The sequence below is a fragment of the Mariniflexile sp. TRM1-10 genome (assembly GCF_003425985.1).
GTDB lineage: Bacteria > Bacteroidota > Bacteroidia > Flavobacteriales > Flavobacteriaceae > Mariniflexile.
On sequence record NZ_CP022985.1, the window covers coordinates 4,478,542 to 4,504,890 of the forward strand.

The 26,349-nt window shown below is 33.6% G+C and carries 13 protein-coding genes; 2 read left to right on the forward strand and 11 right to left on the reverse strand.

Going from position 1 to position 26,349, the window contains the following annotated elements; translation table 11 throughout:
• Position 1: 1 nt before the first annotated feature.
• From CJ739_RS18460 to CJ739_RS18485, 6 genes are all read right to left on the reverse strand, one after another.
• Entirely contained in the window at positions 2–1,402 is a 1,401-nt protein-coding gene (locus CJ739_RS18460; protein WP_117178004.1) for a glycosyl hydrolase family 28 protein, read from the reverse strand.
• Positions 1,403–1,667: 265 nt separating this feature from the next.
• On the reverse strand, positions 1,668–3,200 hold the full coding sequence (locus CJ739_RS18465; RefSeq protein ID WP_205419377.1) for a family 43 glycosylhydrolase: 1,533 nt from the start codon (positions 3,198–3,200) through the stop codon (positions 1,668–1,670).
• 257 nt (positions 3,201–3,457) lie between these two features.
• Entirely contained in the window at positions 3,458–4,495 is a 1,038-nt protein-coding gene (locus CJ739_RS18470) for a family 43 glycosylhydrolase (protein ID WP_236951555.1), read from the reverse strand.
• A gap of 415 nt (positions 4,496–4,910) precedes the next feature.
• Complete coding sequence (lacZ, locus tag CJ739_RS18475) at positions 4,911–8,012, reverse strand: beta-galactosidase, LacZ type (protein WP_117178008.1); 3,102 nt, start codon at positions 8,010–8,012, stop codon at positions 4,911–4,913.
• Positions 8,013–8,249: 237 nt separating this feature from the next.
• Complete coding sequence (locus tag CJ739_RS18480) at positions 8,250–11,042, reverse strand: endo-acting ulvan lysase-like protein (protein ID WP_117178010.1); 2,793 nt, start codon at positions 11,040–11,042, stop codon at positions 8,250–8,252.
• A gap of 564 nt (positions 11,043–11,606) precedes the next feature.
• Positions 11,607–15,761, reverse strand: a complete 4,155-nt coding sequence (locus tag CJ739_RS18485) for a hybrid sensor histidine kinase/response regulator transcription factor (RefSeq protein WP_236951556.1) — start codon at positions 15,759–15,761, stop codon at positions 11,607–11,609.
• A gap of 544 nt (positions 15,762–16,305) precedes the next feature.
• Between CJ739_RS18485 and CJ739_RS18490 the strand changes: the two genes are divergently transcribed.
• Positions 16,306–17,097 carry a gluconate 5-dehydrogenase gene (locus CJ739_RS18490; protein WP_117178012.1) on the forward strand — a complete coding sequence of 264 codons (792 nt, stop codon included), beginning with the start codon at positions 16,306–16,308 and terminating at the stop codon, positions 17,095–17,097.
• A gap of 130 nt (positions 17,098–17,227) precedes the next feature.
• On the opposite strand, the gene CJ739_RS18495 is transcribed toward CJ739_RS18490, so the two are convergent.
• The 3 genes from CJ739_RS18495 to CJ739_RS18505 all read right to left on the reverse strand — a co-directional run bounded on the left by CJ739_RS18495 (position 17,228) and on the right by CJ739_RS18505 (position 20,620).
• The gene (locus CJ739_RS18495; protein ID WP_162880264.1) at positions 17,228–17,950 is read right to left on the reverse strand and encodes a LamG domain-containing protein; all 723 of its coding nucleotides are present in this window, start codon (positions 17,948–17,950) and stop codon (positions 17,228–17,230) included.
• A 189-nt stretch (positions 17,951–18,139) separates the two neighbouring features.
• On the reverse strand, positions 18,140–19,195 hold the full coding sequence (locus CJ739_RS18500; RefSeq protein ID WP_162880265.1) for a T9SS type A sorting domain-containing protein: 1,056 nt from the start codon (positions 19,193–19,195) through the stop codon (positions 18,140–18,142).
• 177 nt (positions 19,196–19,372) lie between these two features.
• Complete coding sequence (locus CJ739_RS18505; RefSeq protein ID WP_117178018.1) at positions 19,373–20,620, reverse strand: choice-of-anchor D domain-containing protein; 1,248 nt, start codon at positions 20,618–20,620, stop codon at positions 19,373–19,375.
• 380 nt (positions 20,621–21,000) lie between these two features.
• Between CJ739_RS18505 and CJ739_RS18510 the strand changes: the two genes are divergently transcribed.
• Positions 21,001–21,924, forward strand: a complete 924-nt coding sequence (locus CJ739_RS18510; protein WP_117178020.1) for a PAS domain S-box protein — start codon at positions 21,001–21,003, stop codon at positions 21,922–21,924.
• A gap of 113 nt (positions 21,925–22,037) precedes the next feature.
• On the opposite strand, the gene CJ739_RS18515 is transcribed toward CJ739_RS18510, so the two are convergent.
• Together CJ739_RS18515 and CJ739_RS18520 are read right to left on the reverse strand one after the other, a co-directional pair.
• Positions 22,038–22,682: a GDSL-type esterase/lipase family protein gene (locus CJ739_RS18515; protein ID WP_236951557.1), complete on the reverse strand. Its 645-nt coding sequence runs from the start codon at positions 22,680–22,682 to the stop codon at positions 22,038–22,040.
• 477 nt (positions 22,683–23,159) lie between these two features.
• Positions 23,160–26,075 (reverse strand): LamG-like jellyroll fold domain-containing protein, encoded by a 2,916-nt coding sequence (locus tag CJ739_RS18520; protein WP_205419378.1) that lies wholly within the window; start codon positions 26,073–26,075, stop codon positions 23,160–23,162.
• Between the last annotated feature and the right edge of the window lie 274 nt (positions 26,076–26,349).

Genomic DNA, 26,349 nt, shown 5'->3' on the forward strand with positions numbered 1-26,349 from the left:
TTTATTTTTTAAATATCACTTTGGTTGCGAAATCTCCAATCTTGATATTGCCTTCTTTTGGATTTGTAACCAATTTTCCATTAATTTTTAAATTTTCAATAGTAATCCCTTCCACGTTACGTTCTGAATTGTAACCTTTTATAATGGATGGATTTACATAAGGACCATTGTATGTAATGTTCTTTATAGTGATATTCTCTATTTTTTGTCCTGAAGCAGCACTGTATTTTTCACTGAAACAAACCTCAAAATTAAAAATACGCCCTTCTTGAATGCTTTCTATCCTAATATCTGTATAACTAATATTTCTTGCCGTATTATTATCGCTTACGCATATAGCCATACAACCTTCGGCAACTACGTCATCTTCATCGTGTTCCAGAATATCTATATTTGAAAATTTAATGTTCTCAATAATATTTCCACCATGCTCAGCATCACCATGTATACCAATGTTTGTAGGATGTGCTATATCTGCCCAAAGAATCGAGTTTTTAATGTCGTAGTTACGAGCGTCACCATAAAAATCCCATCGGTGTCCATAAATAGCAATGCAATCGTCTGAATTTCTCATAAAAACATCATCTATTTCTACATTTGAACAGGACATGAGGTCAATTCCATCACTCCAACCTTCACTACTGAATGATTTAATATTTCTAATGGTCAATTCTGTTGATTCGCCACCATATATAGTATAATGTTTAGGGTTGATAAAAATCAATCCATCCACCGTTACATTTTTTGAATGGCGAATTTCCACACCGCGCTCTGGCTGAAGCACAATACCTCTTCCTAAAATTTTAACATCATGGGCTTTATCTACCAAAAATTTTGCTTTAACAATAGCACCGCCGTCAACATATACCGTTTTTCCTGAAGGTATATTAAAAACATCTCCTGGAAGGTCTCCTGGTTGGTGTGCCCCTGGTCCAAAATAAATAACGTTAGGGTCATTTAAATCTGGTTTATTTCTGTCAATAGCATTTGCAAAAATGTGTAGATTATGCAACCTATCACCGTTTACTTCCAAAGAAAGCTTCATTGGTTTATCCAAAGAAAATAGCATTGTATTTTCTTTTACATCGGGAACAATATTTTTGGCCAATGGTCTAATTTTTACTTGATCAAGACTACCATTATTCTTTTTGACCATAATCTCTACTTTGCCTTCAAAATCAAAATACACCATGGATGCTTTAGATTTTGTGTCCATATCTACCTCTACCCTATATTCATATAAATCTTTCCAGTCGCCTCCAGGAACTCTTGCCAATACCGTAAAATCGTCATTATGTATGGCGTATTTATATTGTCTTGGGATTTCGTAGGTAATTAACTCTTGGGATATTGCTTTGCCTACTGTTAACAAAAGCATTATCAATGCTATTCTTAATTTCATCTGTTTTTATTTATTGTTTTTTAATTGTCAGATGAAACACCCTGACTAATCATCCTCGTTTGTGTGAATGTGATTTTCATGGGTGTTTCATCTGTTTATTTTTATTATTAAACTCTCTTTATTTTTATTGTCCTTTGAGACCAAGTATATGGAGCATAATACTTTTAAAGTAATTCCTATCAAGCTGCTATAACATCTGAATTAGATTATCGTATCGAATAAATTAACTAAATCATATCCCAAATTATTTGTGTTCAGCAAATTTTTATTCTAATATTTTAAACTCAAAATTACTGAATCTCACCTCTCCTTCTCCATATGCAAATAATCCAGGTAAAACACTTATAAAGTCATACAACGTGTTATGATGATAACCTGAAATATCCATACCCCAAATTTCTTTTTTCCAATTAATTCCATCATAACTATAATATCCTGTTACAATATGATCTATGGTTCGGATTTTCAACCAAACCTGAGTTCCTCCTTTATGCCCCCATGTCCCTTTAATACCACCTTTTCTCCATCGGATTCTTTTTTTTGTATCGATGCCCGTGCCTACATAATAGTCCTCGTTATAGAAAAGAACCAAGCCTCCAACAGCGGTAGAATCAATATCAATCTTAGCACTTATTTCATAATTATGTACCCCTGGAACAAACAATATTGGAGCAGATTCTTGTGGAGACAGACCTTGCGCTTTCAGAGTGAGTATATTATCCTTAAACAATACTCTATCCGAATCGTAACTCTTGAAGAACTTCCAGTCAAAACCAATCCTAAATTCATTTAAATGTTCCAGTCTGTTTATTGATTTTTCAGATTTAATCGGCATTGTCATTGGTTCTTCAATCTCAGGGCCGGAAGGGGCTACCAACCACCCTTTTTCATTTATTTCTACGGGTTCGATCAAAGTCTGGCGCCCCATGCCAAGAAAACCGTTTTCATAAGCGTGATAAACTACCCACCACTTACCATCGGGAGTATCTATTAGTGAACCGTGACCTTTTGCCCACCACTTTTCTGAATTTTGCCATGTACGAACTAATGGATTAGTTGGTGAATTTTCCCAAGGACCATCTATTGACTTTGAACGAGCAACAACAATCATATGGCAGGTTGGTGGTCCAGCAGTACCGCCTTGAGCAGCCAATAGATAATAATAATCACCTATTTTTTTAAGTTTTGATCCCTCCAAATTAAAGCCATCTGTTTCCCATTCAATTGGGTATTCCCAACCATCATAAACTTTTTCTAGAGTCCCCGGAACAACAGAAAGCCCATCATCTGAAAGTTTTGCCCGGTATCCCCAATTCATGAAAACCCATCGCTGTCCTTTATCATCTACTACATGGCCGGGATCTATTCCATCCAGCTTTAAATCAACCGGTTCACTCCATGGGCCATAAGGAGTGCTTGCATAAACAACAAAATTCCCTTTACCGTCTACTGTAAAATAAATATAATACTTGTCTTTGTATTTACATATATCGGGAGCCCAAACAGAAGCTATATAGGTATTCAAAGCATTGCTTATTGGTTCCCAATTGACCAAGTCGGTGGAATGGAAAACCAACAAACCCGGCACATAATACATTGAAGAATGTGTCATGTAATAATCATTTCCATCTCGCATTATTGTCGGGTCTGGAAAATCACCGCCAAGAATTGGGTTAAGAAACATAGGATTAGTTGTATGCTCACTTGTTTTTGCTTCCTTTTTGTCTTGTGCGACAAGTAAAAAAGAGCATAGCACGAATGTAACATTAAGCATATGTTTAATAAAATAATTTTTCATTTGAATCCATACTATATATAGAACTCATCTTGACTTTTTCTCTTCAATCAAATTCGCTTCAATCAAAAAAGTCAAGACGAGTTTATAATTAGTTTTCTGTTTTTTTTTAAGTTAATAGTCACTCCTTCACTTATGCCTATTAGATTACTATTTCACTCAGTCAGGTTAATGAATTTTTTCTGCCTTTAATATTCCCTATGAAACCTGAATGCTCCACGAATTGATATAAAGCCTTACTGCTTTATTTTGCCGTAATATCAGTTATTCAAAAAATCACTTACACCACCCTGTGGTTTTACTTTTAATATAGCCTCATTCGAATCAAAATTTAAACTATCAATAGCCAATTCACGCAAAATGGCATCTTTATTATCTTTAATTCTATGGTATAAAATATAGTCTTGATTGTTTTCTTTAAAAACGGTGTGGTGCCCTGGTCCTAAGGTCGTAGAGTCTTTACTTGTTGATAATATAGGACTGTTTTTTCCTTCTTTCCAAGGGCCGTAGGGCGTATCTCCTACCGAATACCTAACTTTATAGGTACTATTGGTACACTTTCCTTCTGAATACATTAAATAATACTTGTTGTTCTTTTTTAGCATAAATGGTGCTTCAAAGAAGTTAGGCGGTGTAACATCTTTAATTTTGGATGCATCATAAGAAACCATATCTTCATTTAATTCAACTACAAAACAATGCCCGTTAACCCAGTTTAGACCAGATCCCCAATAGAGGTATGCTTTACCATCGTCATCTATAAACGCTTCCGCATCTATCATGTGGTATTCTGGAAACATATTACCTTTAATAAAAGGTGTATTGTCTTCCTTTGCATTTTTCCAAGGCCCTAATGGTTTTTCACTGACACCAGCCCAAACTTCGCTGCCTACAGAAACATACATATAAAATTTTCCGTCTTTACCCTTAATAACACATGGAGCCCAAACCATGTTGTCTTTTGATGTTGGACTTGTACAGGCTTCTTTAGTTGGCCAATTAATATGCTTTTGTTCCCAATTAATAAAATCAGAAGATTCAAAAACCGCCAATTCCTCACCTCCCCAGGGATCTATAGTCGCATAAACATAATACTTACCTTCATGTTTAACAATTGAGGGATCTGCAAAAAAACCTTTAATTAGTGGATTGTTTATTTCAGCATCTGTTAGTTCTACTCTTTTGGTGCTATCAACTTTATTTTTGCAACTTAATACTGTTGCTAAAAAAAGTATAACACAAAAAAATAGTGTTTTTTCAATTTTGATTAGTCTTGTTTTCATTAGTCTTGTTTTCATTAATTATTTTTATTTAAAATTTTGGAACAGAAATTAGCTACCTCAATATAAAACCCATTATCAAAAAAACATAAGGGTTTATCATAATTACCTTAATCCCTACAGAACTATCAGAAACCACATGTACAACATGTGAATTGAACCACTCCAATGACGTTTTTTAAAATTAGGACTTCGACAAGCTCAGTCTGACAAACTAAACGTCATTGTATATTGCTTTTTGGAATAAAAATGATATTTCTATATGGTCTTTTGTGTCATCTTCTCCCATCTACCTACAAATATATGATATTGCCCACCCTTAACTAATAGAATAATAGTTTCATCTGTTTGTATTTATTATTGAAGTGGTTTAAACTTCATTGTCAAAAGGTACTGTTAATACGAGTTTTTATTTTTCTATATACCAGCATCTCTAATTAATATGTATGTTAAAACTAAAATTGTAAATCGCTGGTTGAATCAAATATTCTGGATGTGGCTTTGCTCCCCAACTGGTATCACCACCAACGCCCATTTGGATTTTGTTTATTTGCCATTCTATAAAAGGTTGTTTTTTTATATCTGTGGGGTGTCTTTGGTCCTTTTTATCGCCATCATCAAAACTTTCTTGGGTATAGGGCATGGCACTTGTTTCGAAAGGTTCTGGGGATGAAACCGTTATGGACTGTCCTTTTAAGTTACTCAATTTCACCCATCTAATATCTGTTTTATTCCCATTCTCCTGTGGGCGTGAATAGGGAAAATACTGATTTTCAGCGCGCCCTGAATACACTCCAATTAAAGACGCCGTATTTCGATCTATATAATTTTCATGGGGACCTCGACCAAAATATTCTAAATTTTCGTAATCTTTATGTATGCGTGTCCTAAAACCTATTTTAGGTATTTCAGATAAATTTTTATCATTGAAATCAAATTGGCTTTTTACCTCAATATTTCCATCGCCATAAATTTTGTACTCAAGTGTTGTTTTTCTTCCTTTTAAATCCTTTACTACAAATTCCACATCAACTTCTACCAATCCTGGAATGACTTGCCTTACATCAAAATTTACAACTTCGAAACTTTTTACAATATCTTTCCAAACTTTACATCGGTTTTGCATACCATTACCAAAATCGTTATCTATCGGCGCTCTCCAAAAGTTTGGTTGTAAAGGCATTTCCAATACTTCCTTTCCTTGTTGATGAATCGAGGTGATCCATCCTGTTTGCTTGTTAAAACTGACCTCAAAATTCGCTGCTTTGACTTTCAATTCGTCTTTAGCATCTACCAATTCCAGTTTTCCTTTTGCCATGTTTATTCTTGGTTGTGTTAGTGATATTGGCATTTTAAACTGTTCGTAAGCCACTGTGGACCCCGATGGCACTAAGTCAGCTTCTTTTTTCGATTTTAAATACACGTTCAAAAAATACGCTACGTTTACTTCTGGAGCAATTGTAGGTATATCCAATTTTATAACCTTAGAGCTTAATGGATCTACATTTATATCATCAACAGTTCCTTTCTTATAAATGACTCCATTTGCTTCGATGACCCACTCCAGTTTTAAGTTGCTCAAATCATCAAATGAATAATGATTCAATAACTGTATTTGTCCGTTGTTTAAATCTACCTCTCGGAAATATACAGGTTGATACACTTTCTTCAATTCAAACAAATCAGGATGTGGGGTACGATCGGCATTCACTAATCCATTCATACAAAAATTGTTATCACTAGGCACATCTTTAGGGCCGAAATCACCACCATAGGCCCAAAATTCATGACCATTTTCGTCTTTTGTTTTTAATCCCTGATCGACCCAGTCCCAAACAAAACCACCTTGCAGTTGTTTATATTTATATATTAAATCCCAGTAATCCTGAAAATTCCCTAGACTATTGCCCATGGCATGCGCATATTCGCAAGGAATTAAGGGTCTATCTGATTTTGTTCTCGCATATTGCTCCATACTTCCCATAGTGATGTACATATAGGCCACAATATCGGTATTAAACTCTTCTCCTGCTCTTTCATACTGTACAGGTCTACTCGGATCATTTTCTTTAATCCAATTATAGGTTTCATAAAAATTAGTTCCATTCCCAGCTTCATTCCCTAAAGACCAAATAATTACAGAAGGTTGGTTTTTATCTCTTTCAACCATGTTTTGTGTACGATCTAAATGAGCAGCCATCCAATTAGGCTTATTACCTAGTGTTTTGTCTAAATCGTAACCAATGCCATGAGATTCAATATTTGCTTCATTTACAATATAAAAACCAAAGGTATTGCACAACTGATAAAACTCCGGATCTTGCGGATAATGGCACGTTCTAATAGCGTTAATATTATTTTGCTTCATAAGCTCCAGATCCTTCATTCTTGTTGCATGGTCAATGACGTGACCTGTTGTTTCGTGGTGCTCGTGCAGGTTTACGCCTCTTAACGTAACAGGCACCCCATTTACTTTTAACAAACCATCTTTTATCTCGACGGTTCTAAAACCAATCTCTTGCTGAATGGCCTGCAACACGTTATTACCTGACTTCAGTTCTATTTCCAATTGGTACAAATTAGGAAACTCTGCTGACCACTTTTGTACATTTTCTATTAAGGAATTAAACACTACTCTGCCAGTATTTACCTTCTTATTCTCTTCATAAATTACCTTATCTGCACCTACTATTCTGGTTGTAATGGATAAATTGGCATTATCATTTTTTCCTGTCAAATCAACAGTTAACCCAAATTCGCCATTTTTATAATTGGTGTCCAAGGATGATTTCACAGTAAAATCAACAATTCTATTTAAGGGTGTTGCCACTAAATAAACATCTCTTTCTATTCCTGAAAGTCTCCAGAAATCCTGATCTTCAAGATAGGAACCGTCACTCCAACGGATCACTTTCAGGGCCATTAGGTTTTTTCCTTTTTGAAGATAAGGTGTGATATTAAATTCTGCTGGTGTTTTACTATCTTGACTATACCCCACATAATGACCGTTTACGTACAAGTAAAACGCGGATTTTACAGCTCCAAAATGAACAAAAACCTGTTTGTCTTCCCATTCTGATGAAACTTCAAAAGTTCGTCTGTAAAGCCCTGTTGGATTATAACCCTCAGGAACCATTCCTTTGTTTTCCTTTATTCCCCAATTTTTAAATGGATATTGAACATTGGTATAAATAGGATAATCGTACCCGTGCATTTGCCAATTGGATGGCACAGGGATATGGTCCCATTTTTTATCATTAAATTCTGTACTCTCAAAACCTTTTACCACAGATTCAGGATTTTCTACCCATTTAAATTTCCAGGTGCCATTTAATGATTGATAATAATTAGATTTGGATGGATCTGCTTTCTTTGCTGTTTCTATATCTTGATAAGGAATGAACCATGCATGCGCATGCTCTTTATTAACTCTAAAAACCTTTTCATCTTTCCACTCATTTCCTGTTTCCTGTGCCTTTACGCCAATAGAAAGACCCAATAACCCAAAGAAAAGCAACGCCTTATATTTATTCATAATTCTTTTTTTATCTATTATTATTTTAGAAGTGATTTATTGTTAAATGATTTTTTTTTCTTTATATAAATTTTTAGTAATCTAATAATTATTTTTATTTATAATACCAAAATCATAACGATTCTTATTGAATACTTGTTCGTTGTTTTTTTGTATTGTTATGATGCTTGTTGCTGCTAGCAAAAATATGGTACGTAACCATAACTAAATGCTTTTTTATTTTAGCAAGAAACTCCATTAGTTTAGCTCCATTTTAATAGCTTGAAAAGCAAGTTCAGGAAGGCGGAACATGATTGTTTTAGTTTTTCTGTCATATCTCCCTATATATTCTTTTCCAGCAGTATCAATTATCACTGATCTTTTAATTTTATGTTCAGCCTTTATTATTAAATCTGTAGGGGCTTCAGTAGAAATAAACCATTGATTGTTTTCCTTTTTTAAGGATGCTGAAGCTGGTTCACCTATCACTTCAAGTATATAGGCCGCATTAGAAATTGATTTTCCTTTTCCTAAAAACAAGGTAAAATCATCGTTTTGTTTGCTAATCACTCCGTAAGTTCCTTTTACCAACAGGTCTTTTTTAGTTAATTTATTGTTGTTGCTTGTATTGGAAAAAACAAAGTTTTCTTTTCCTGATTTTTCTACAATATAAATTCCAACGTTTTCTCCGGTTCCAAAGTAATCGACTGAATTAATCCTTGTATTTCCATGCTCGCTAGGTTCGTAAATTGCCACAAAAGGATGTGACCACGCCTCACCATTTTGCTTAACCACCAAAGTAGGAATTGGGTTATTATTTAATGCTTCTGGAAGTGGCCCATGACGAAATGCGGTAGATTTTGGTGACATTACAGAGAATACTTCGCGGTTTTCCTCTCCTTTGAACCACAGATTCATGTTTACGGTACGATCTTCCATCCTTAAAGAAAATTGTCCTTTAAAGTCTTCATTCGTTTTGATGGATTTTTTATCCCACATATAATCATACGCCATTAAATCACCATCTCCAAAAGCTAATTTACTGGTAGGCTGAAGTTTTAATCCGTCGCCGTTTGGAGTTGTTAAATCAAGTTTCTGACCTAGATTATGATAAAAATATTCGTGCTTTACATCATTACCATTATTTTGTTTGGAGCGAAAAATATCTACATAATAGCCTCCTGTATTATTTTTAATAATCCCCATAACCCTACGTTGCTGGCTTTGGGTTTCCGGTTCTAGAAATTCTACATCTGAAAACGTATACCCTTTTATATTCCCTTTTTTACGTTGACTTTTTGGATACATTCCTAAAACCTGAAAAGCGTGGTTGCTCTTCATTTCAGGGTATTTGGACTTTCCATTTACAATCACTGTATTGTGGGCAGGAAACTGCGTATAATATTCTGCATAGTCTATCGAGAAATAACCGGATCCATTTCCCATTTCTGGGGCTAGTGGCAATCCTTTACCATACAATTCCATAGCAATGCCATTAGAATGCATATGGTTTCCAAAAGAACCTATTTGACTAATCATTAATGCATCTTCTTCGCTGTCCCCTTGTCGTTGCACCAACCAACTGGTATTAGGCGCATAAAATAAAGGCGATGTAAAATCGGATAATTTTCCTGTTTTGATATCTTTATTAACATGCAATGCTTCATGCGAAAATAAGTCAGCTATATTTTCACCTACAAATTCACCATTAAACTCATGCCCTTCATGAATAGTTTTAAGCATCTTAGTAAAGTAAGTCTCATCTTCTGGCTTATTATATTTTTGAGCATTCTCTATTAAATATTTAATGGGCTCAACCCTTAAGTGACTATAATGTCCGTCACCAAAAGCTACTTTGAATTTATTGGGATATAAATATTCTGGGGCCGCTATTACCGCTTGTCTTAAAACAGGCATTTCTTTAATCAAATCGATATTAAAATTACGATCATAAAATTCAGCAAAATGGATAAAATCGTTTAGTACATTCATAGAATACCCAGGGCTTTCATTCCAAATACCTGTTTGATTATCATAACCGTAATCCATTAGCTTTTTCATGGACCATTGGCGCGTCGAGGTATGGTTCATAATTTGGTCTAAATAATAAGGGCCTCCCTTGCCATTTTTATAATGGTCGTTATTTTCCAATACCAAGGCAATATTTGATATATGAGCAGCCTGCAATAGGTTCCAGTTATTAAAACTCACGCCATTTTTAATAATTAAATCTGCCCATTTTTGCAAGGTTGCATCATAAATTTTTAAATTGTCAGGATGGTTATTATTGATGTAATTATGTAAAAAATCGTAACACTGTGTCACTTCGTTCAACACGTGTTCTTGAATCACCTCAAACTGAGTATAACTTACTAAAGTTTGATGATGACCATGGCTTAAATCGATAGGCTCATTTAAATAGTACACGCCTTTTAAATAAGTATCCAATATACTATAGGCTAAATCTGCATATTTTTTATCTTCTTGATACCAATATAAAAAAGCGGCATCTCTAGCAATACTTAAAATTTCACGGTTGATAGATGCAGTAATTCCACTAGTTGCAGGAATGGCAGCCCACTCCCATACACCGGTTGTTTTATTTTGTAAGTATAAACCTTTTGGATCATCCATAAAAGGTTTAACATCTTCTAACTTTGGTCTTTTATACTCAGATGGCGTTCCACGTCCTCCAATGAATTTAACCGTAGGTACAGGTGCTTCTCCTTCTGCATGACTGTACTTCCCTCCATTGATATACACTTGGGTAGATTTGGCATTCCAATACATTTGTAACCGAGAACGCAACCAATCTGGGTTATCTCTACAATTTTCAAGTATGGGCTGTAGCTTTGCTTTCGTCTTTTCTACTATTGCTTTTGCCCATTCCTCTTTTTTAACAAGGGATTCCAGTTTTTTTTTAGTTTCTGAGCGGGTTAAAATTCTAGGATGACCTGCTCCCATAGATTGTGGGATGGGGAAATCTTGAGCATACATTTTCAACCCTATGCTTGTAAATAATATAATAATGACAACAGAAAAGTTCTTCATCTACTCTAAATTATTCTCGCTTTTAAAACAACGGTCACCAAATTAATCTGGCAACCGTTGTAAACTAACTAACTCAAAAAAACTACTAATCAATACTACTCAATTTCATTAGATGGATTCGCCTCTCAAATCCTTATGAACTGTTTTTTTTTAATTCTTTACCTTTTAGGTATATGGCACCAGAAAAACACCTTTTTAAATCGTGTAATCATTGTAAAAGCCATTTTATTTTTCGTTTAAATGTATTGCACCTCACCAAACGATTGGAACCATATAAAATATAAGCTATTTATAATTCTTAACAATACGGACTTGACCTATGGCATACTGCCTTTCTTTTTATAAAGAACACATCTTGACTTTTTCTATTTCCTGAAACCTGCCTGCCGGCAGGCAGGCAGGAATGGCTAAAATAAAAAGTTAAGATGAGTTCAAAACTAAAATCTAAGTTCGTTAGCAATTTTAAAAAATTGCACAGCAAAAGCTTATAAATTATAATTTAATATTGATAACTTATAGCCCATTTCAACCCAAAACCGCGGTTAGATAACAATTAAATGCTACTTATAACGAATCTTTAAGTTTTTTCTCTAAATATTCTGTTGGTGTTAAGTCAAATAATTCCCGGAAAGTTTTACTAAAATATGCTGTTGAGTTAAAGCCAGCCATATGGGTAATTTCTTTTATTGAAAATTCATTTTTAAGCAATAATTCTGAAGCATATTTTAAACGAATTGTTCTAATAAAATTGCTGGGGTTTTGTCCTGTTATAGAATTTATCTTTCTGTAAAATTGAGACCTACCTGTACCAATTTCATTTAACAAATCGTCTAATTTATAATCTGGATTAGATATATTATCCATAATGGCTTTGGTAGCTTTGTCCAAAAAGGCCTCATCTAAGCTATTGGAAGTTATTTCGCTAGATGGAACAACGCCTCCAATGGAAGCGAACCTATCTCTTAATCTTTTTTTGGCTTCTAATAAATTTTTAACCCTGGCTCTTAAAATGTTTATATTAAACGGTTTTGGTAAATATTCATCGGCTCCTGTATTATAGCCCTCTATCCGATCTTCCTCCAGACTTCTTGCTGTTAATAAAATAATGGGAATATGGCAAATTTCAATTTCAGTTTTAACCAAACGGCATAGTTCAAATCCATCCATTTTTGGCATCATAACGTCGCTTATTACCAAATCGGGATGGTATTTTTTTATCTTCTCCAAGCCATCAGCACCATTTACTGCTTCAATTATTTTAAATGAATTGCTAAACTCGTAAACCAAATGTTTTCTTAATTCCTTATTATCTTCTACAACTAATAGGACTTGTTTTTTCTTTCCATCGGAATTAGAATCTGTGTTTTGAATTCGTTCATCAATGCTTTCGGAATAAGCCTCAATTTCATATTCGGCAGACTGCACACTGGTTAAATCAAATTCATTAAGGTATTTATTTGCCCCATCTATTGATTCACTATGTTCATTTTTAAGATCCAATGGAAGTAAAACAGTAAAAACAGTGCCCTCTTCATGCTTGCTTTCCACAAAAATGTCGCCGCCATGTATTTTTACAAGCCCTTGGGTAATATTCAAACCAATTCCCATACCTGTTTTGGTGTTCCCTGCATTCACAAATCTTCCAAAAACATCTTTGAGTTGTTCTTTTTTAAAGCCAATACCCGTATCTTTAATTTCTATCTGAACAAATTCTTCAGATGTTTTTTTATTTAAAATTTTTGAAAATAAATGATTGTTCGTTTCGTTTGGTTTGGAAATTGAAAGCTTAACCGAACCTCCTTCATTAGTATATTTTAAAGCATTAGAAATTAAATTGGTTATTATTTTTTCAACTTTATCAGGATCAAAATTCATTGGTAATTCTTCAAAGGAACTTTTAAACTTATACTTTATGCCTTTTGTTTTTGCCAAACCTATAAACAGTTTATACACATCCTCACTAAACTTAACTATATCTCCATGAACCAATTTAAGAGGGACTTTACCCAAATCCAGTTTTCTGAAATCCAATAATTGATTAACTAAATAGTATAACCTTCTTGCACTCCTTTGAAGTGTATAAGCAGACGATTTAACAATTTCGGGATTATTAAATGACGATAAAATTTTATCTACAGGGTTTAAAATAAGAGTCAGTGGGGTGCGTAGTTCATGGGATACATTAATAAAGAACTGTAGCTTCATTTGATCCAATTCATGTTCTTTCTCTTCCTTGATCATTTTAGTATAATAATGCATTCCAAACCAAAGAAGAATTGCAAAGAACAATAGATAAAGCAAATATGCCCACCATGTTTTCCATGGTGGAGGCAACACACGAATTTTAATATTAGAGCTTTCTGCATTAGCCCATTGGCCATCTGTGGATGCCTTTACTTGAAATTCATATTCACCAGGTGGAATACTTGAATAATTTGCCAATCTATTATCGCCTGCACTGATAAAATCATCATGAATACCTTTCATTCGATACATGTATTTAACACGCTTTTGGTTTTCATAATGAAAAGCTACAAATTCAAAAGACAAATAGCCTTCATCGTATTCTAACTCAAGCGCATTGGTATTTGCAATGGATTCATTTATAACGACTCTATTATCAAGCTTTTGCCCCGGCTTTATTATTTCATTAAATAATTTGAACCTCGTTATAATGGGTTTAAGGTTGTCCGGTTTTTCAACAATTTTGTTTGGATCAAATAGGTTAAACCCATTTATTCCTCCAGCAAGTATTCTACCATCTTTTAGTTTTTCAATGGATTTACTTTGAAACTCCATGCCCTGAACACCATCTTGTATATTGTAATTATAGAATTTATCTTCAGCAATATTAAATTTAGAAAGTCCTCCTTTTGTGGTAATCCATAAGTTATTCTGGTTACTTTCTGCAATTCCTAAAATGAGATTATTTGGAAGGCCATCTGCGGTTGAATAGGATTTGATAAGCTTAAGATTACTATTTAAATGGTGCAATGCAATATCTGTTCCTATCCATATATTACCCAAATGATCCTCGGTAATATAATTGACCCTTGTACCTTGAATTGGTTTTTCTTTTAACTCAATAAAATCTATTTTACTAGGTATATAATCTGATATTTCATCTAACTCTACCACAGACAATCCTAATGATGTGCCTATTAAAAGGCGGTTTTTGGAATCTATAAATATGGAAAAAACCAGGTTGCTTATTAAGTTGTTTTTTGCTCCTTGAATGCTTTTGTACTTATAAAACCTTTTTGTTTTATAATCAAATAAATTTAATCCTTCAGATTGTGTCCCTAACCATAATCTTTTTTTAGAATCCTCTACAGCACACCATACCGTATTTTGACCAATGGTGTATGGATTGTTGGATTCATATTTAAATTGTTCTGCTATTTCAGTAGTAGGGTTAAATTTATTTAGCCCTCCATCCCAGGTACATACCCAAATAGTTCCATCAAAACTTTCTACTAGGTTTACTATTTTATTAGAACTTATTCCGGTTTTATTATTCGCATTTGCCTTAAAATGTTGAAATGAATTTGTCTTTTCATCAAATAGGTTCAATCCCCCTCCATCTGTCCCAATCCAAATGCGTCCTTTATTATCTTGAAGTACGGCCTGAGCTATTTTTGCGCTTAAACCTTTGGGATTGTCTGATTCATAAAAATAATGTCCGAAAGCCGATTTAGACAACACTAATTTACTTACGCCTTTATTATAGGTCGCAATCCAAAAAATACCATCCTTATCTTCCATTATTTTGGAAGGTTGGTTATTGGGAAGCGAAAAACTGTTTAAGGGACTATGGGATATATGCTGTAGCAATCCTTTTTTCTTATCATATAGATAGATGCCATTACCATCGGTAGCAATCCAAATAACACCTTTTTTGTCTTGATAGATATGAAAAATTGGAATGTTTATTTTCACTGGAGCCAGTTGAATAAACGCATTCTTATCTCTATCCCAAAAAACCAACATGGATAAATTGTTGCCAATCCAAAAATCGCCATCATTATCAACCAAAACACTTTTGGGGATATGGTTTAATTCGTAGGAGTTTGGTATATCTATAAGTACCCTAGTAAATAGGTCTTTTTTAGAATGATACTTATTTAAATAATTTCCTTCAGTAACGGCCCAAATCTCACCTTCCTTATCTTGAATGATTGCTGTTACATCATTATTGTCTATGGTCTGAAGATTGTTATTAATATTAATGTAATGAGAGAAATTAATAACATCGCTATAAGGTGTTGGTTTATTTTTTAAATTTAGCTTTACAACACCATTCTTTGTTGCTACCCATAATATTTCATTAACTTCATCAAACAATAAATCGTTTATAATTTCTCCTTGGTCAACAAAATTTGTTGATTTATTATGCAATGAAAGCCTACTAAACTTCTCTTGTTTTTTATCAAAAAAATTAAGTCCATTACTAGTACCTATCCATAAAAACCCATTAGAGTCTTCAACAATAGCACTTATTCGATTGTTACTTATTGAAGTAGAATCATTTAAAATTGGTCTGTAGATTTCAAAACTATAACCATCATACCTATTTAAACCATCAATAGTTCCAAACCACATAAAACCTTCACTATCTTGAAAAATCTCAGTGCTCGTACTACTGGAGAGCCCTTCTGCTGTATCAAGGTTTTCAAATTTGAGATTTTGGTATTGAGGGTACGCCTTAACGGTAAACAAAAACAATAGAAGTATTAGAAAAAAAAATCTTCTATTTACTGTTCTCATAAAAAAATACTGGTACATATACATGTGGGATCAAAATCGTCGCTGATCAAAAAAATAGCTTAAGAAAAACCTAAACATATTACTATATATTGAACTCATTTCTATAATAGAAACAACAATTCAAAAAATATTTTTTTTGTCATTTTCATACTACTTGTGCAAATATAAAAATATTAAGCTTTTTTTAACATATACTTCTTTTTAATATAGAACTCATCTTGTCCTTTTATTTTTACCCGAAGATAAAATGTGTACAGATGAGGCACTTTTTGCAAGGTATAGCATCACTACGCATAAAAAAATAACGAAATATGGGTAAATTTTAGCCATTCCTGCCTGCCAGCAGGCAGGTTTTATGAAATAGAAAAAGTCAAGATGCGTTTATAGACAAATGGGTGGTAAATGATGGATATTGACCTATAATTTACAACAAATTACTTCCTTTACTTTTAATATTGTCTCTATAAAAAATTCAACAATAATTAAAAGATAACAAATGTCTATAAACTTATTTGATTTAACAGGTAAAACAGCACTTATTACCGGTGGCGTACATGGATTGGGAATGGCAATGGCTAAAGGTCTTGGACATGCTGGCGCAAAAATTGTAGTAAATGATTTATCGCAAGAGGCCATTAATAATGCCATAACGGAATACAAATCTGTCGGTATAGATGCCTATGGTTATGTTTTTAATGTTACGGATGAAACCGCTGTAATTGAAAACATAGCAAAAATAGAAGCAGAAGTTGGCCCTATTGATATTTTAGTCAATAATGCTGGAATTATTAAAAGAACTCCTATCATCGACATGGAAGTGGTAGATTTTGAAGCTGTTATTAAGGTAGATTTAATTAGCCCTTTTATTGTTTCTAAAAATGTGGCAAAAGGCATGATTAAACGCGGTGGCGGAAAAATCATTAATATATGCTCCATGATGAGTGAATTAGGCAGGGATTCGGTTAGTGCCTATGCAGCTGCCAAAGGGGGATCAAAAATGCTTACTAAAAACATGGCAACCGAATGGGCTAAATTTAACATTCAAACCAATGGCATAGGACCTGGTTATTTTGCCACTAGCCAAACGGCACCCATACGAGTAAATGGCCATCCTTTTAATGAGTTTATAATTAGCAGAACACCTGCAGGTCGCTGGGGAAATCCTGAAGATTTACAAGGAGCAGCCATCTTTTTAAGCTCAAGGGCCAGTGATTTTGTAAATGGTCATATTGTCTATGTGGACGGAGGCATTTTGGCTACTATTGGAAAACCTTCTAATGAAGAATAAACAATTAACTCCTTTTTCCTAGAACAAAGCCGCTCGAACCAACAAAGGATTTTTGCGCTTTAGTCTAAAAAACAATAGCTCCTTTTTGAGAAGCTATTGTTTTTTATGGTTTGAATATTGATGCAGTTAACTATTCCTCCGACAAGAGTTTTATATCATCTGAATTTAACACCTTATTATAAATTCTAACATCATCTATCTTGCCTCCAAAGGGTGCACATTCTCCTGCAGCACAATGTCCCATTCCTATATAAAAGGGACTTAATGATTGAAGGTAATCACACGAAATAATTCCACTTTCATGATTCTCAGTATCCAGTTGTACACCATTAATGTATAATTTAAATCCACCTGAAGTAAAAGTTCCGTCCCATGTTCCTAATACATGAATCCACTCATTAGTATTAATCGTATTTAGAGCCGTTGCTCTGCCAACATAATCATCACCATCAATCGCATAATGAATGTTTAATTGTTTATCGGCTGTTATTCCAAAATTAAATCCAATTCTCTCTTTGCAGTTTCCTGCTTCTCCCTCTCCATTATAATTGCTTAATATTCTTCCTGTACTTTCACCAGTATAATAGATCCATGCAGAAAAAGTTAAGCCAGTCGAAAGTGCATCATCTATTTGAGTTGTGAGTACTACCTTAGAATTGATCCCGTTAAACTCCAATGCGCCATTTTCTTTCTCCTTTCTGTCGGTTGAGCCACTAGCTTCAATAATTTCTCCATCATTATTATTTATACTTTTATCCAAAGCTTCGTTATTTAAGGTGTAATAGGCTACCAAACCATCTGATGGTATATTTTTCGAATCATCGTCTTTGCTATCATTACTACAAGAGAGCATTAGTATTGCTACAAGAGCACATAGTATGTTTTTGATTTTCATAATTTTTATTTTTTTTATATGGATATTTTATTAACGGTTTTTGCTATAACTTGCTGTATTGCCTTTTTCCTTATTACCACAAGGTATAAACACCGTAACTATTAGATCAGACCTTAATTTTGCTAGATATTTTTATACATCTTACAATCATTTTTTTATAAATTTAAGCGTATTTCCATCTTCAAAATTCAAGAAATATAGCCCTTTGGTTAAATTTTTAATTTCAATTTTTTCCTCATAAGAAATAGTTCCTTTTTTAACTTCTTCGCCAAGAATATTAATAATTTTATAATTTTCTTTAGTTCTTAGTCCAGAAACCTGTAAAAAATCATTTGAAGGATTTGGGTATAAACGAAACGGAATGTTAGTCTTAAAATCATTAATTGTAAGTGTAGGTAAATTAATTTTTGAAATTTTATCAGCCCCATATACAGAAATATAAAGGTCATTTCCATTTATTGCAAGTCCATAAGGACGATATAGACCCGTAGCAACGTCGGTTGCCGTTGGCGATGTTGCCGTAATATCAATTTTTGAAATTTTATTACCATAATATTCAGAAATATAAAGGTCATTTCCGTTTAATGCAAACCCATTAGGACCATCTAATCCTGTAACAACATCGGTTGCCGTTGGCGATGTTGCCGTAATATCAATTTTTGAAATTTTATTGCCTAAATATTCAGCAATATAAAGGTCATTTCCGTTTAATATAAGCGCATAAGGACGACTTAATCCCGTTACAACGTCAGTTACCGTTGGCGTTGCTGCCGTAATATCAATTTTTGAAATTTTATTTTCATAAGCTTCAGCAATATAGAGGTCATTTCCGTTTAATATAAGCCCACAAGGACTACTTAATCCCGTAACAACATCGGTTGCCATAGGCGTTGTTGCCGTAATATCAATTTTTGAAATTTTATTATCCCAACTTTCAGCAATATAAAGGTCATTTCCGTTTAATGCAAGCCCATCAGGACGACTTAATCCCGTAACAACATCGGTTGCCGTTGGCGTTGTTGCCGTAATATCAATTTTTGAAATTTTATTACCCTCAGATTCAGAAACATAAAGGTCATTTCCATTTAATGCAAGTCCAGTGGGACTACTTACCCCCGTAACAACACCTGTTGCAGTCTGCGCTTCGGTACTAATACCAAATAATAATAAAATAGTTAAGATTAAAATGTAATTTTTTTTCATGAGTTTAAGATTTAATATATTAATGTTTGCTAACAACGCCATAAGAGCGTATACTATGTTTTTAATATTCGTAACTTTATTTTCATAGTAGGATGAAACCGGTTTAAACTTTTCGCTTCAATCAAAAAAGTTAAAACCAGTTCAATATTTGTTTTTATTTTGTTTTATTGGAAAGTTTTATAGACAGCTAGTGTTATAATTTGCTGCATCGTCTTTTTTCCAGGAACCATCACTAGGAGGCGTAAACCCTGAATCTATTTTTATGCAGGTTAAATCTGGGTTATTATTGACATGCAAATCTCTCGTAGATGGATTATTCCCATTTGCTATATTTAAACTGGATAACTGATTTCCATAACACACCAATTGAACTAAAGCTACATTTTTGGAAAGATCCAAACTAGAGAGCTTATTACCTTGGGCCTTCAACGTATATACAGACGTATTGTTTGAAAGATCTAAAGCTGTCAGCTGATTATTAGAACATTGTAATTGCTCCAAAACAATATTTTGGGAAACATCTAAACTGGTTAGTTTATTACTAGACGCATATATTATTTTTAAAGCCGTATTTTTAGAAACATCTAAAACCGACAACGGATTACTTGAACAATGAAGTTTCCATAAAGCTATATTCTGCGAAATATCTAGATTGGTTAACGCGTTTCCATTACAAGACAGTTCTTTTAAAGCTATGTTTTGTGTAACATCTAAATTGGTTAATGCATTCTCTTGACAATGCAATACCTTTAAAGCAATGTTTTGCGAAAGATCTAAATTGGTTAATTGGTTCTTTCCAACGGATAGCATCTCTATGTTCACAAAAACTTCAATTCCAGTTAAATCTGTTATGTTTTTATTATAACAAGCAATAGCGCCTTCATACGCTTGCGCTTCACCTACTTGTATCTCCCCATCATCATTGATATCGATTTTACTAACATAGTCTCCTAATATGCCATCTCCGTGAGCCAATAAACTTGCTTTAAAGTTTGCATCTGGAATACTCACTATGTCATTAGGATTTAAAATGGCTTTACCTGAAAGGTCTATTTTATGCTCGCCAATATTACTGGTTATTGTAAGGATAGCCGTTTTGTCACCCGCTTCTATTGGCCTAAAACCAACCCAAAATTCATGTGTTTTATCAGCTTCAATAGTTTTTTCAGCTTCATTTATTAAAAATTCTGAAGCATTCGTTCCAGAGATTGTAAAAGAGTTTAAAATTAAAGTTTGTTCTCCCGTATTGGTAACGGTTACTTTAATGCTTCTTTGCATGGATGTTTTTAACTCTCCAAAATCAACCGTGCTTTGGTCAATTGAAAATTGAACAGGAGATAATGTTGGTTCGTCATCTTTACCACAACCCACAACTAGTAATAAGGCATAGACTATGAATGCCAATGGTTCTTTAAGGTTTTTCATGTTTTTTATTTAATATAGATTTAGGACTGAAAGCACTAAAAAAAGTACTTTGCTTACATTAATGGAGCGAAAATAGTTAGCCATGAAGCTTCAAACAAGTACAGTTTTTTAAAAGCGTTAACAAAGCGTTAGCATCCTTGTTTTTTTTAATGTTTGAGCTCGTTATAAGGTATAGAACTCATCTGATTTTTTCTATTTCCTAAAAAAAAGCAGATGATACATTGCTATTTTATTTCAAATAGTTCAAGTAATTCGGATTCTTACTAGCACCTTTTTTAGTTATTTTCGTTTTGTGTATAAAATGCGTATTTAAAATACCCACTTTAATTTGTGTTAATGCATCGGAAAATTTAAATTGACCAAAAATAACATATCTATAGATGAGTAAAAAATTTGGAGAATCTTACCAAAGAGAAGAAACCGATAATCTTTTAAGACTAATTGACAACGATAAAAGCCTAGATAGTGAAGGTTTGGGTAGATTGTTGGAGAAACAAAATATTAATAAACTAAAACTCATTGCAGAAAACACGATTGATGTCATTTGCCTGCACCATCCAAAAGACTGGCGCTATTTGTATGCAAGCCCTTCTACTGAAAAGATTATGGGATATACTTCTGAAAATCTGAAGGGCAGGGTTCCTTATGATTTTATTCATCCAGATCATCTTTCCATTTTGGCCAAAAATCTTTCGGGTTCAAAAAAGGGTGTTCCTTCCGATCCTGAAAAACTGGAGTTGTTATTTAAGACAAAAGACAATGGATACCAATGGTTTGAAGGCTATACCAAACCTATATATAACAATAAAAATGAAATAGTCTTGGTCTTGAGCTGCACCAGAAACATACAAGATCGAAAAATTGCTGAAACAGAAAAGAAGGAGAGAGAAAGCATTCAGCAAAATTTGTTAGTGTCTTCTATTTTATTAGAAAAGAAAAAAGCTATTATTGAAAAAATAGAACATAAAATTTTAGAACTCGAACCCCATATGAGAAAGGATTTGAGAAGTATTTTGACTTATATTCAGGAAACCTTAAATTTAGATGAAAATTGGGAAGATTTCATGATACATTTTAAAAAGATACATCCTGATTTTTATAATAAAGTCTCCATAACATACCCCTATTTATCAAAAAAAGACCTGAAATATTTGGCATTTATAAAACTAGGCATGACTTCAACCGATATCGCTAAAGCAATGATTGTAAAAAAGGAAAGCTTGAGAGTGACCAGAAACCGATTAAAAAAAAAATTAGGACTCGATTCATCACAAGATCTTGTTGATTTTGTTAAAGAGTTTTAATTAATGCCATTGATACCGAGGCAGAGACTCAATGAATTTTATAGCTAAATGTCCAATCTGTATCTAAAATCTGACATGCATTTGCTTTCCTTTTACACTGTTGAAAAAAAAAATCATTGCACATGATTTTTTATTACAGAATACCATAGTTTATATCCCTCGTCATTCATATGCAATCCATCATCGATAAACAACTCTTTATTTACCTTTCTATTTTCCAGCATGATATCCCAAACGTTTACAAATTCTAAATGATCGTCATCCTCACACATTTCCTTTAATTTCTTATTGAATCTCATATACTTTCTTTTCAAATGCCATCTTGCAATACTGGGTTTTGAGGATATTAATATAATTTGTGCTTCTGTGTTTTCCTTTTTTATTTTTGAAATAATAATGGAAAATGAATTCAATATATCTTTTAATCTTTTTTTATCTGAAATATCATTATCCCCCTCATAAATGAAAATTTTTTTGGGTTTATATTTCAAAATAAGATCATCTGTATAATTTAATAAATCTATAGTTTGGGACTCACCAAATCCTGAATTTATAATTTGATATTCCGGAAAAAGTTCTTGAATGTTTTTCCACATTTTGATACTTGAACTACCAGTAAAAACGATTGTTTCTTGTGAAGCATTCCAAATACTATCATATTTTTGATTTATTAAACCCACTTCATTTTTAAAGCGAGTACTGGTTTGTGACTGACAAAAGAACACAGTCATAGAAATTATAAAGTATACAAATCTCAAAACTTATTAATTTAAGCCGAACTATGTATTAGAACTTCGTAATGAGGGTCGAAAATACAATAAAATCTATTGTTTTCTTAATTTTAGCATAGCAACACTACGGTTAAATTAAAAAACAAAGTGAAATGTTAGATTTTGCAGTAGTTTAGAGCCGTAATAGATTTTCTAATGCATAATTTGGGTTTAATATTCAAAAATAAGTGTTTTGAAATAAAAAACCGCTACAAATTAATGCAACGGTAAATTATTCATTAAATAAGTTTCATATATTGAAGTGGTTTAAATTTTTTTTTTTGTATATCCGTAATCAATCATTTAGTGAATATCGTTGTCTGGTCGAGCGCAGTCGAGACCTAATTTTAAAGTCGTTAAGTTAATAACCTCTCGACTGCGCTCGAGGAGACCCGCTCATTATGATTAATAACGGACAATCAATAATTTTTTCCAATTGAAGCGAAAAAGTTTAAACCACTTCGCTTATTTAGCTACGATTTTTAAATTGTTATTTATATTTTCTCCAGAAACATTCAATAAGTAAATTCCTGATAATTTTTTGTTGGCCATATTCAAAGTAAACCTTCCATTTCCATTAGACACCATATTATCTTTAAGAATCAATTTCCCTGTTACATCAGTTAAAGTAGCAATTAAACGAGATTGTTTATATGAAGGTATATAAATATTAATTTGGTTACTTACAGGATTTGGGTATACAATAATATCATTTTTATTTTGACTGAATTTTTCATTACTCAACAAAACATTTTGATATAAATCGGATACTTCTGTGGCATTCAAAGGGTAATTAAATATTTTAAGTTCATCTAATTGCCCTTTATAAGGTGCAGGACCTGTACCTGCCAATAACTCAAGTTCTCCTATATTACCAAGTATTAAATCGCTTACCTCTCCAATACCTGTTACTCCGGTTTCATCAAAATCTATTACAAAATTACCATTTAGGTATAATCTTAATTTATGGGCAACAACGTCTCGCATAACAACAACATGTTCCCAATTACCTGTAAAAAATGGGGTGCCACTTGTTTTTAATTCTTTTTTTGTAACGTCATCGTCTATAGCAAAACGCAATTCACCGCTTTTGAATTCCACATTAAAACGTTTTCCCGTAGCGCCGGTGGTTGCATTTTTGGTAAAAGAACCTTTGCACAACAAATAGGAACTTGTTGCATCTATTGGCAATAAATTAGACGCTGCCTTCATCCAAAAAGAAATTGTAAATGAACTTTTATTTAGATATAATTCGTCTTGGTTTGGTATATTAACTATGTACGTATCGTTTGGAGACGTTGAAAAGTCTATGGCATTGTTTGCTTTCCCTTCCACCCTAACACTGGCATTATCGTAATTGATATCTAACACACCATGATTGGTAAAGCTTGTATGATCTGTGATTTGTCCTCCATCAAAAGGCGCTTCATTAAACGGCCAGTACCCAACGATACCTTCAGGAATATCGGCTATGGTTCTAAAAGTCCATACATCACCTGTTACACTTCCTTTGTTATTTGAGGCATCAATCCGCCAATAGTAATGGGTTGCCGAACTTAATCCCATGACTTGGTATGATGGCGATACAGAATAAGCGACATCAGATAGTTTCGTAAGATTGGAAGCATCTTCACCAAAATAAACGGCATAGTTTTCTGTATTGGAGCTACCAGACCATGTTAGTGTTAAATTCCCACCAGATAACTCAACAAAATTAAATCCCATACTTGGTGTGGGTGTGGTTGTCTTAGTTGGTGCAGATGGAAGAGCTGGTGTTGTTAACGATGCAACCGTACTATAAACCGATGAATCGGTTGCATTTGTAGCTTTAACACGATAATAATAATGAGTGTTTGGTATTAAACCCGTATCATCATGGCTAGTTATGTTAGCTGCTAAAGTTGCTATGACTGTAAAATTTGTGCCATCTGTAGATCGCTCCAGTACATAATTATCTTCGTTATCAGCATTATCATCCCAATTAACGGTTAATGAACTACTTGGTGGTACTTCTACTGAAGCGGCATTGGTAAAATGAACATTTGAAGGTGGAATAATAAAATCTGGAGGTGTTGTATTTACCAGTCCATTAATATAAACTTCTATATTTAAGTAAGGGGCATTTGATGCACTTACGGTTAAAGCATCAGCTGCGTTATTTTTATCTAAGCTATTAGCATCTTCCCAAGCATCTGGCATACCATCGTTATCTGTATCCAAAGGGGATGGAGCCCCATAAACATGCCCTACGCCACCGTTTATAAAAGGCAAATCATACTCACGATACACATAAAAAGCTTCAGTGCCTTTAGATGTTAACTCGGCTATCATTAGACTATCTACTTGATCACGTTTAGGATAAGAAGCTCCTACTTTTAACACTATATTATCAAAAGCCTGTTGAGCCGTTAATGGGGCATTCTTTACTGGATAGTCATAGGGTGTTGGTTGAAGGCTCGAAGCATCTCCAGTAGGATAGCCTGTTAAATCCTCAGATACTAAAGCACCATCTAATACCCCGTTCTTATTATTATCAAAATAATTTCCCGAACCATATAAATAGAAATTTGAATTCCCTCTATTAAAAGGTGTAGCTACTGAATTACTTGTATGTGGACCTCCTATAAAGTAATTGTTAATGATGTTAACTTCGGAAATTCCTGCAGAATCTCCACCCATAATATAGGCATCTCCAGATTCTGTATGTCCGTAGGTATTGCCATAGTTACCCCAATTGTAAACGACATTATTTACGAACTCGTTAATGCCTTTTACTTTAGGATTTCGGGTTTTGTTACTGATATATAAATTTCCTATTAAACTAATTTTTCCATCGGATGGCTGCATCAAGCCTCCTGCTGAGTGATTATGACGATGTAAACCTTGACCTATAATAGAATTTTGTACCGTTATATTATCTGGACTTATCCCTTTTCCGTCCCAATTAATAGAAAAGACCTCATCTGTTCCCCAAGTGAAAGTCATATGATCAAAAATCATATTAGCACCATTTGACAACCCCGAAGCATCTTGATTTTTAGCACCGCCAACATAACGAATACGTAAATAACGAGCTATCGTGTTGCTTGCGCCTGTAAATGTTACCCTTGGACCAGCCAATACAATACCTTCTCCTGTGGCTGTTTGTCCGGCAATGGTTGTGTTTTTCGCTACTACAATTTGAGTCTGCAAATTAATAATACCCCCAACCTTAAAAATTACAAACCGACCTTCTTGACTCACGGCGTCACGAAATGATCCTGGACCACTATCGTTTAAATTGGTTACCAAATATATTTGAGGACTGGCATGTCCCCTAGCCCCCGTGGTGTATCTACCAAAACCTGTCGCTTCCGGGAAAGCCAAGGTTTGTGCATTCATAATTATATTAAACAGAATAAAGACAGCTGTTATAATATTTATTAGTAATCGATTACATTGAACAGTTTTTAATCTCATAAATTGATGGTTATAGTTGGTTTTAACAACAACAAAAAAACACTAATTAGTGCTTTTTGTTGGAAATTGATTGTTAAAATACTTAAAAACTCTTTAAAATACTAATCTATAAATCAAAATATTTTAATTCTACTACATCTGAACCAAAAAAAGGCTCACATAAAAAAGTTCGGGAGAAGTCATCAATTTGCAAAAA

What these genes read in the sequence shown, in the direction of transcription:
- CJ739_RS18460 (WP_117178004.1), bottom strand. Translation starts at nt 1,402, where the DNA reads ATGAAATTAAGAATAGCATTGATAATGCTTTTGTTAACAGTAGGCAAA.
- CJ739_RS18465 (WP_205419377.1), bottom strand. Translation starts at nt 3,200, where the DNA reads ATGAAAAATTATTTTATTAAACATATGCTTAATGTTACATTCGTGCTA.
- CJ739_RS18470 (WP_236951555.1), bottom strand. Translation starts at nt 4,495, where the DNA reads ATGAAAACAAGACTAATGAAAACAAGACTAATCAAAATTGAAAAAACA.
- lacZ (WP_117178008.1), bottom strand. Translation starts at nt 8,012, where the DNA reads ATGAATAAATATAAGGCGTTGCTTTTCTTTGGGTTATTGGGTCTTTCT.
- CJ739_RS18480 (WP_117178010.1), bottom strand. Translation starts at nt 11,042, where the DNA reads ATGAAGAACTTTTCTGTTGTCATTATTATATTATTTACAAGCATAGGG.
- CJ739_RS18490 (WP_117178012.1), top strand. Translation starts at nt 16,306, where the DNA reads ATGTCTATAAACTTATTTGATTTAACAGGTAAAACAGCACTTATTACC.
- CJ739_RS18495 (WP_162880264.1), bottom strand. Translation starts at nt 17,950, where the DNA reads ATGCTCTCTTGTAGTAATGATAGCAAAGACGATGATTCGAAAAATATA.
- CJ739_RS18500 (WP_162880265.1), bottom strand. Translation starts at nt 19,195, where the DNA reads ATGAAAAAAAATTACATTTTAATCTTAACTATTTTATTATTATTTGGT.
- CJ739_RS18505 (WP_117178018.1), bottom strand. Translation starts at nt 20,620, where the DNA reads ATGAAAAACCTTAAAGAACCATTGGCATTCATAGTCTATGCCTTATTA.
- CJ739_RS18510 (WP_117178020.1), top strand. Translation starts at nt 21,001, where the DNA reads ATGAGTAAAAAATTTGGAGAATCTTACCAAAGAGAAGAAACCGATAAT.
- CJ739_RS18520 (WP_205419378.1), bottom strand. Translation starts at nt 26,075, where the DNA reads ATGAATGCACAAACCTTGGCTTTCCCGGAAGCGACAGGTTTTGGTAGA.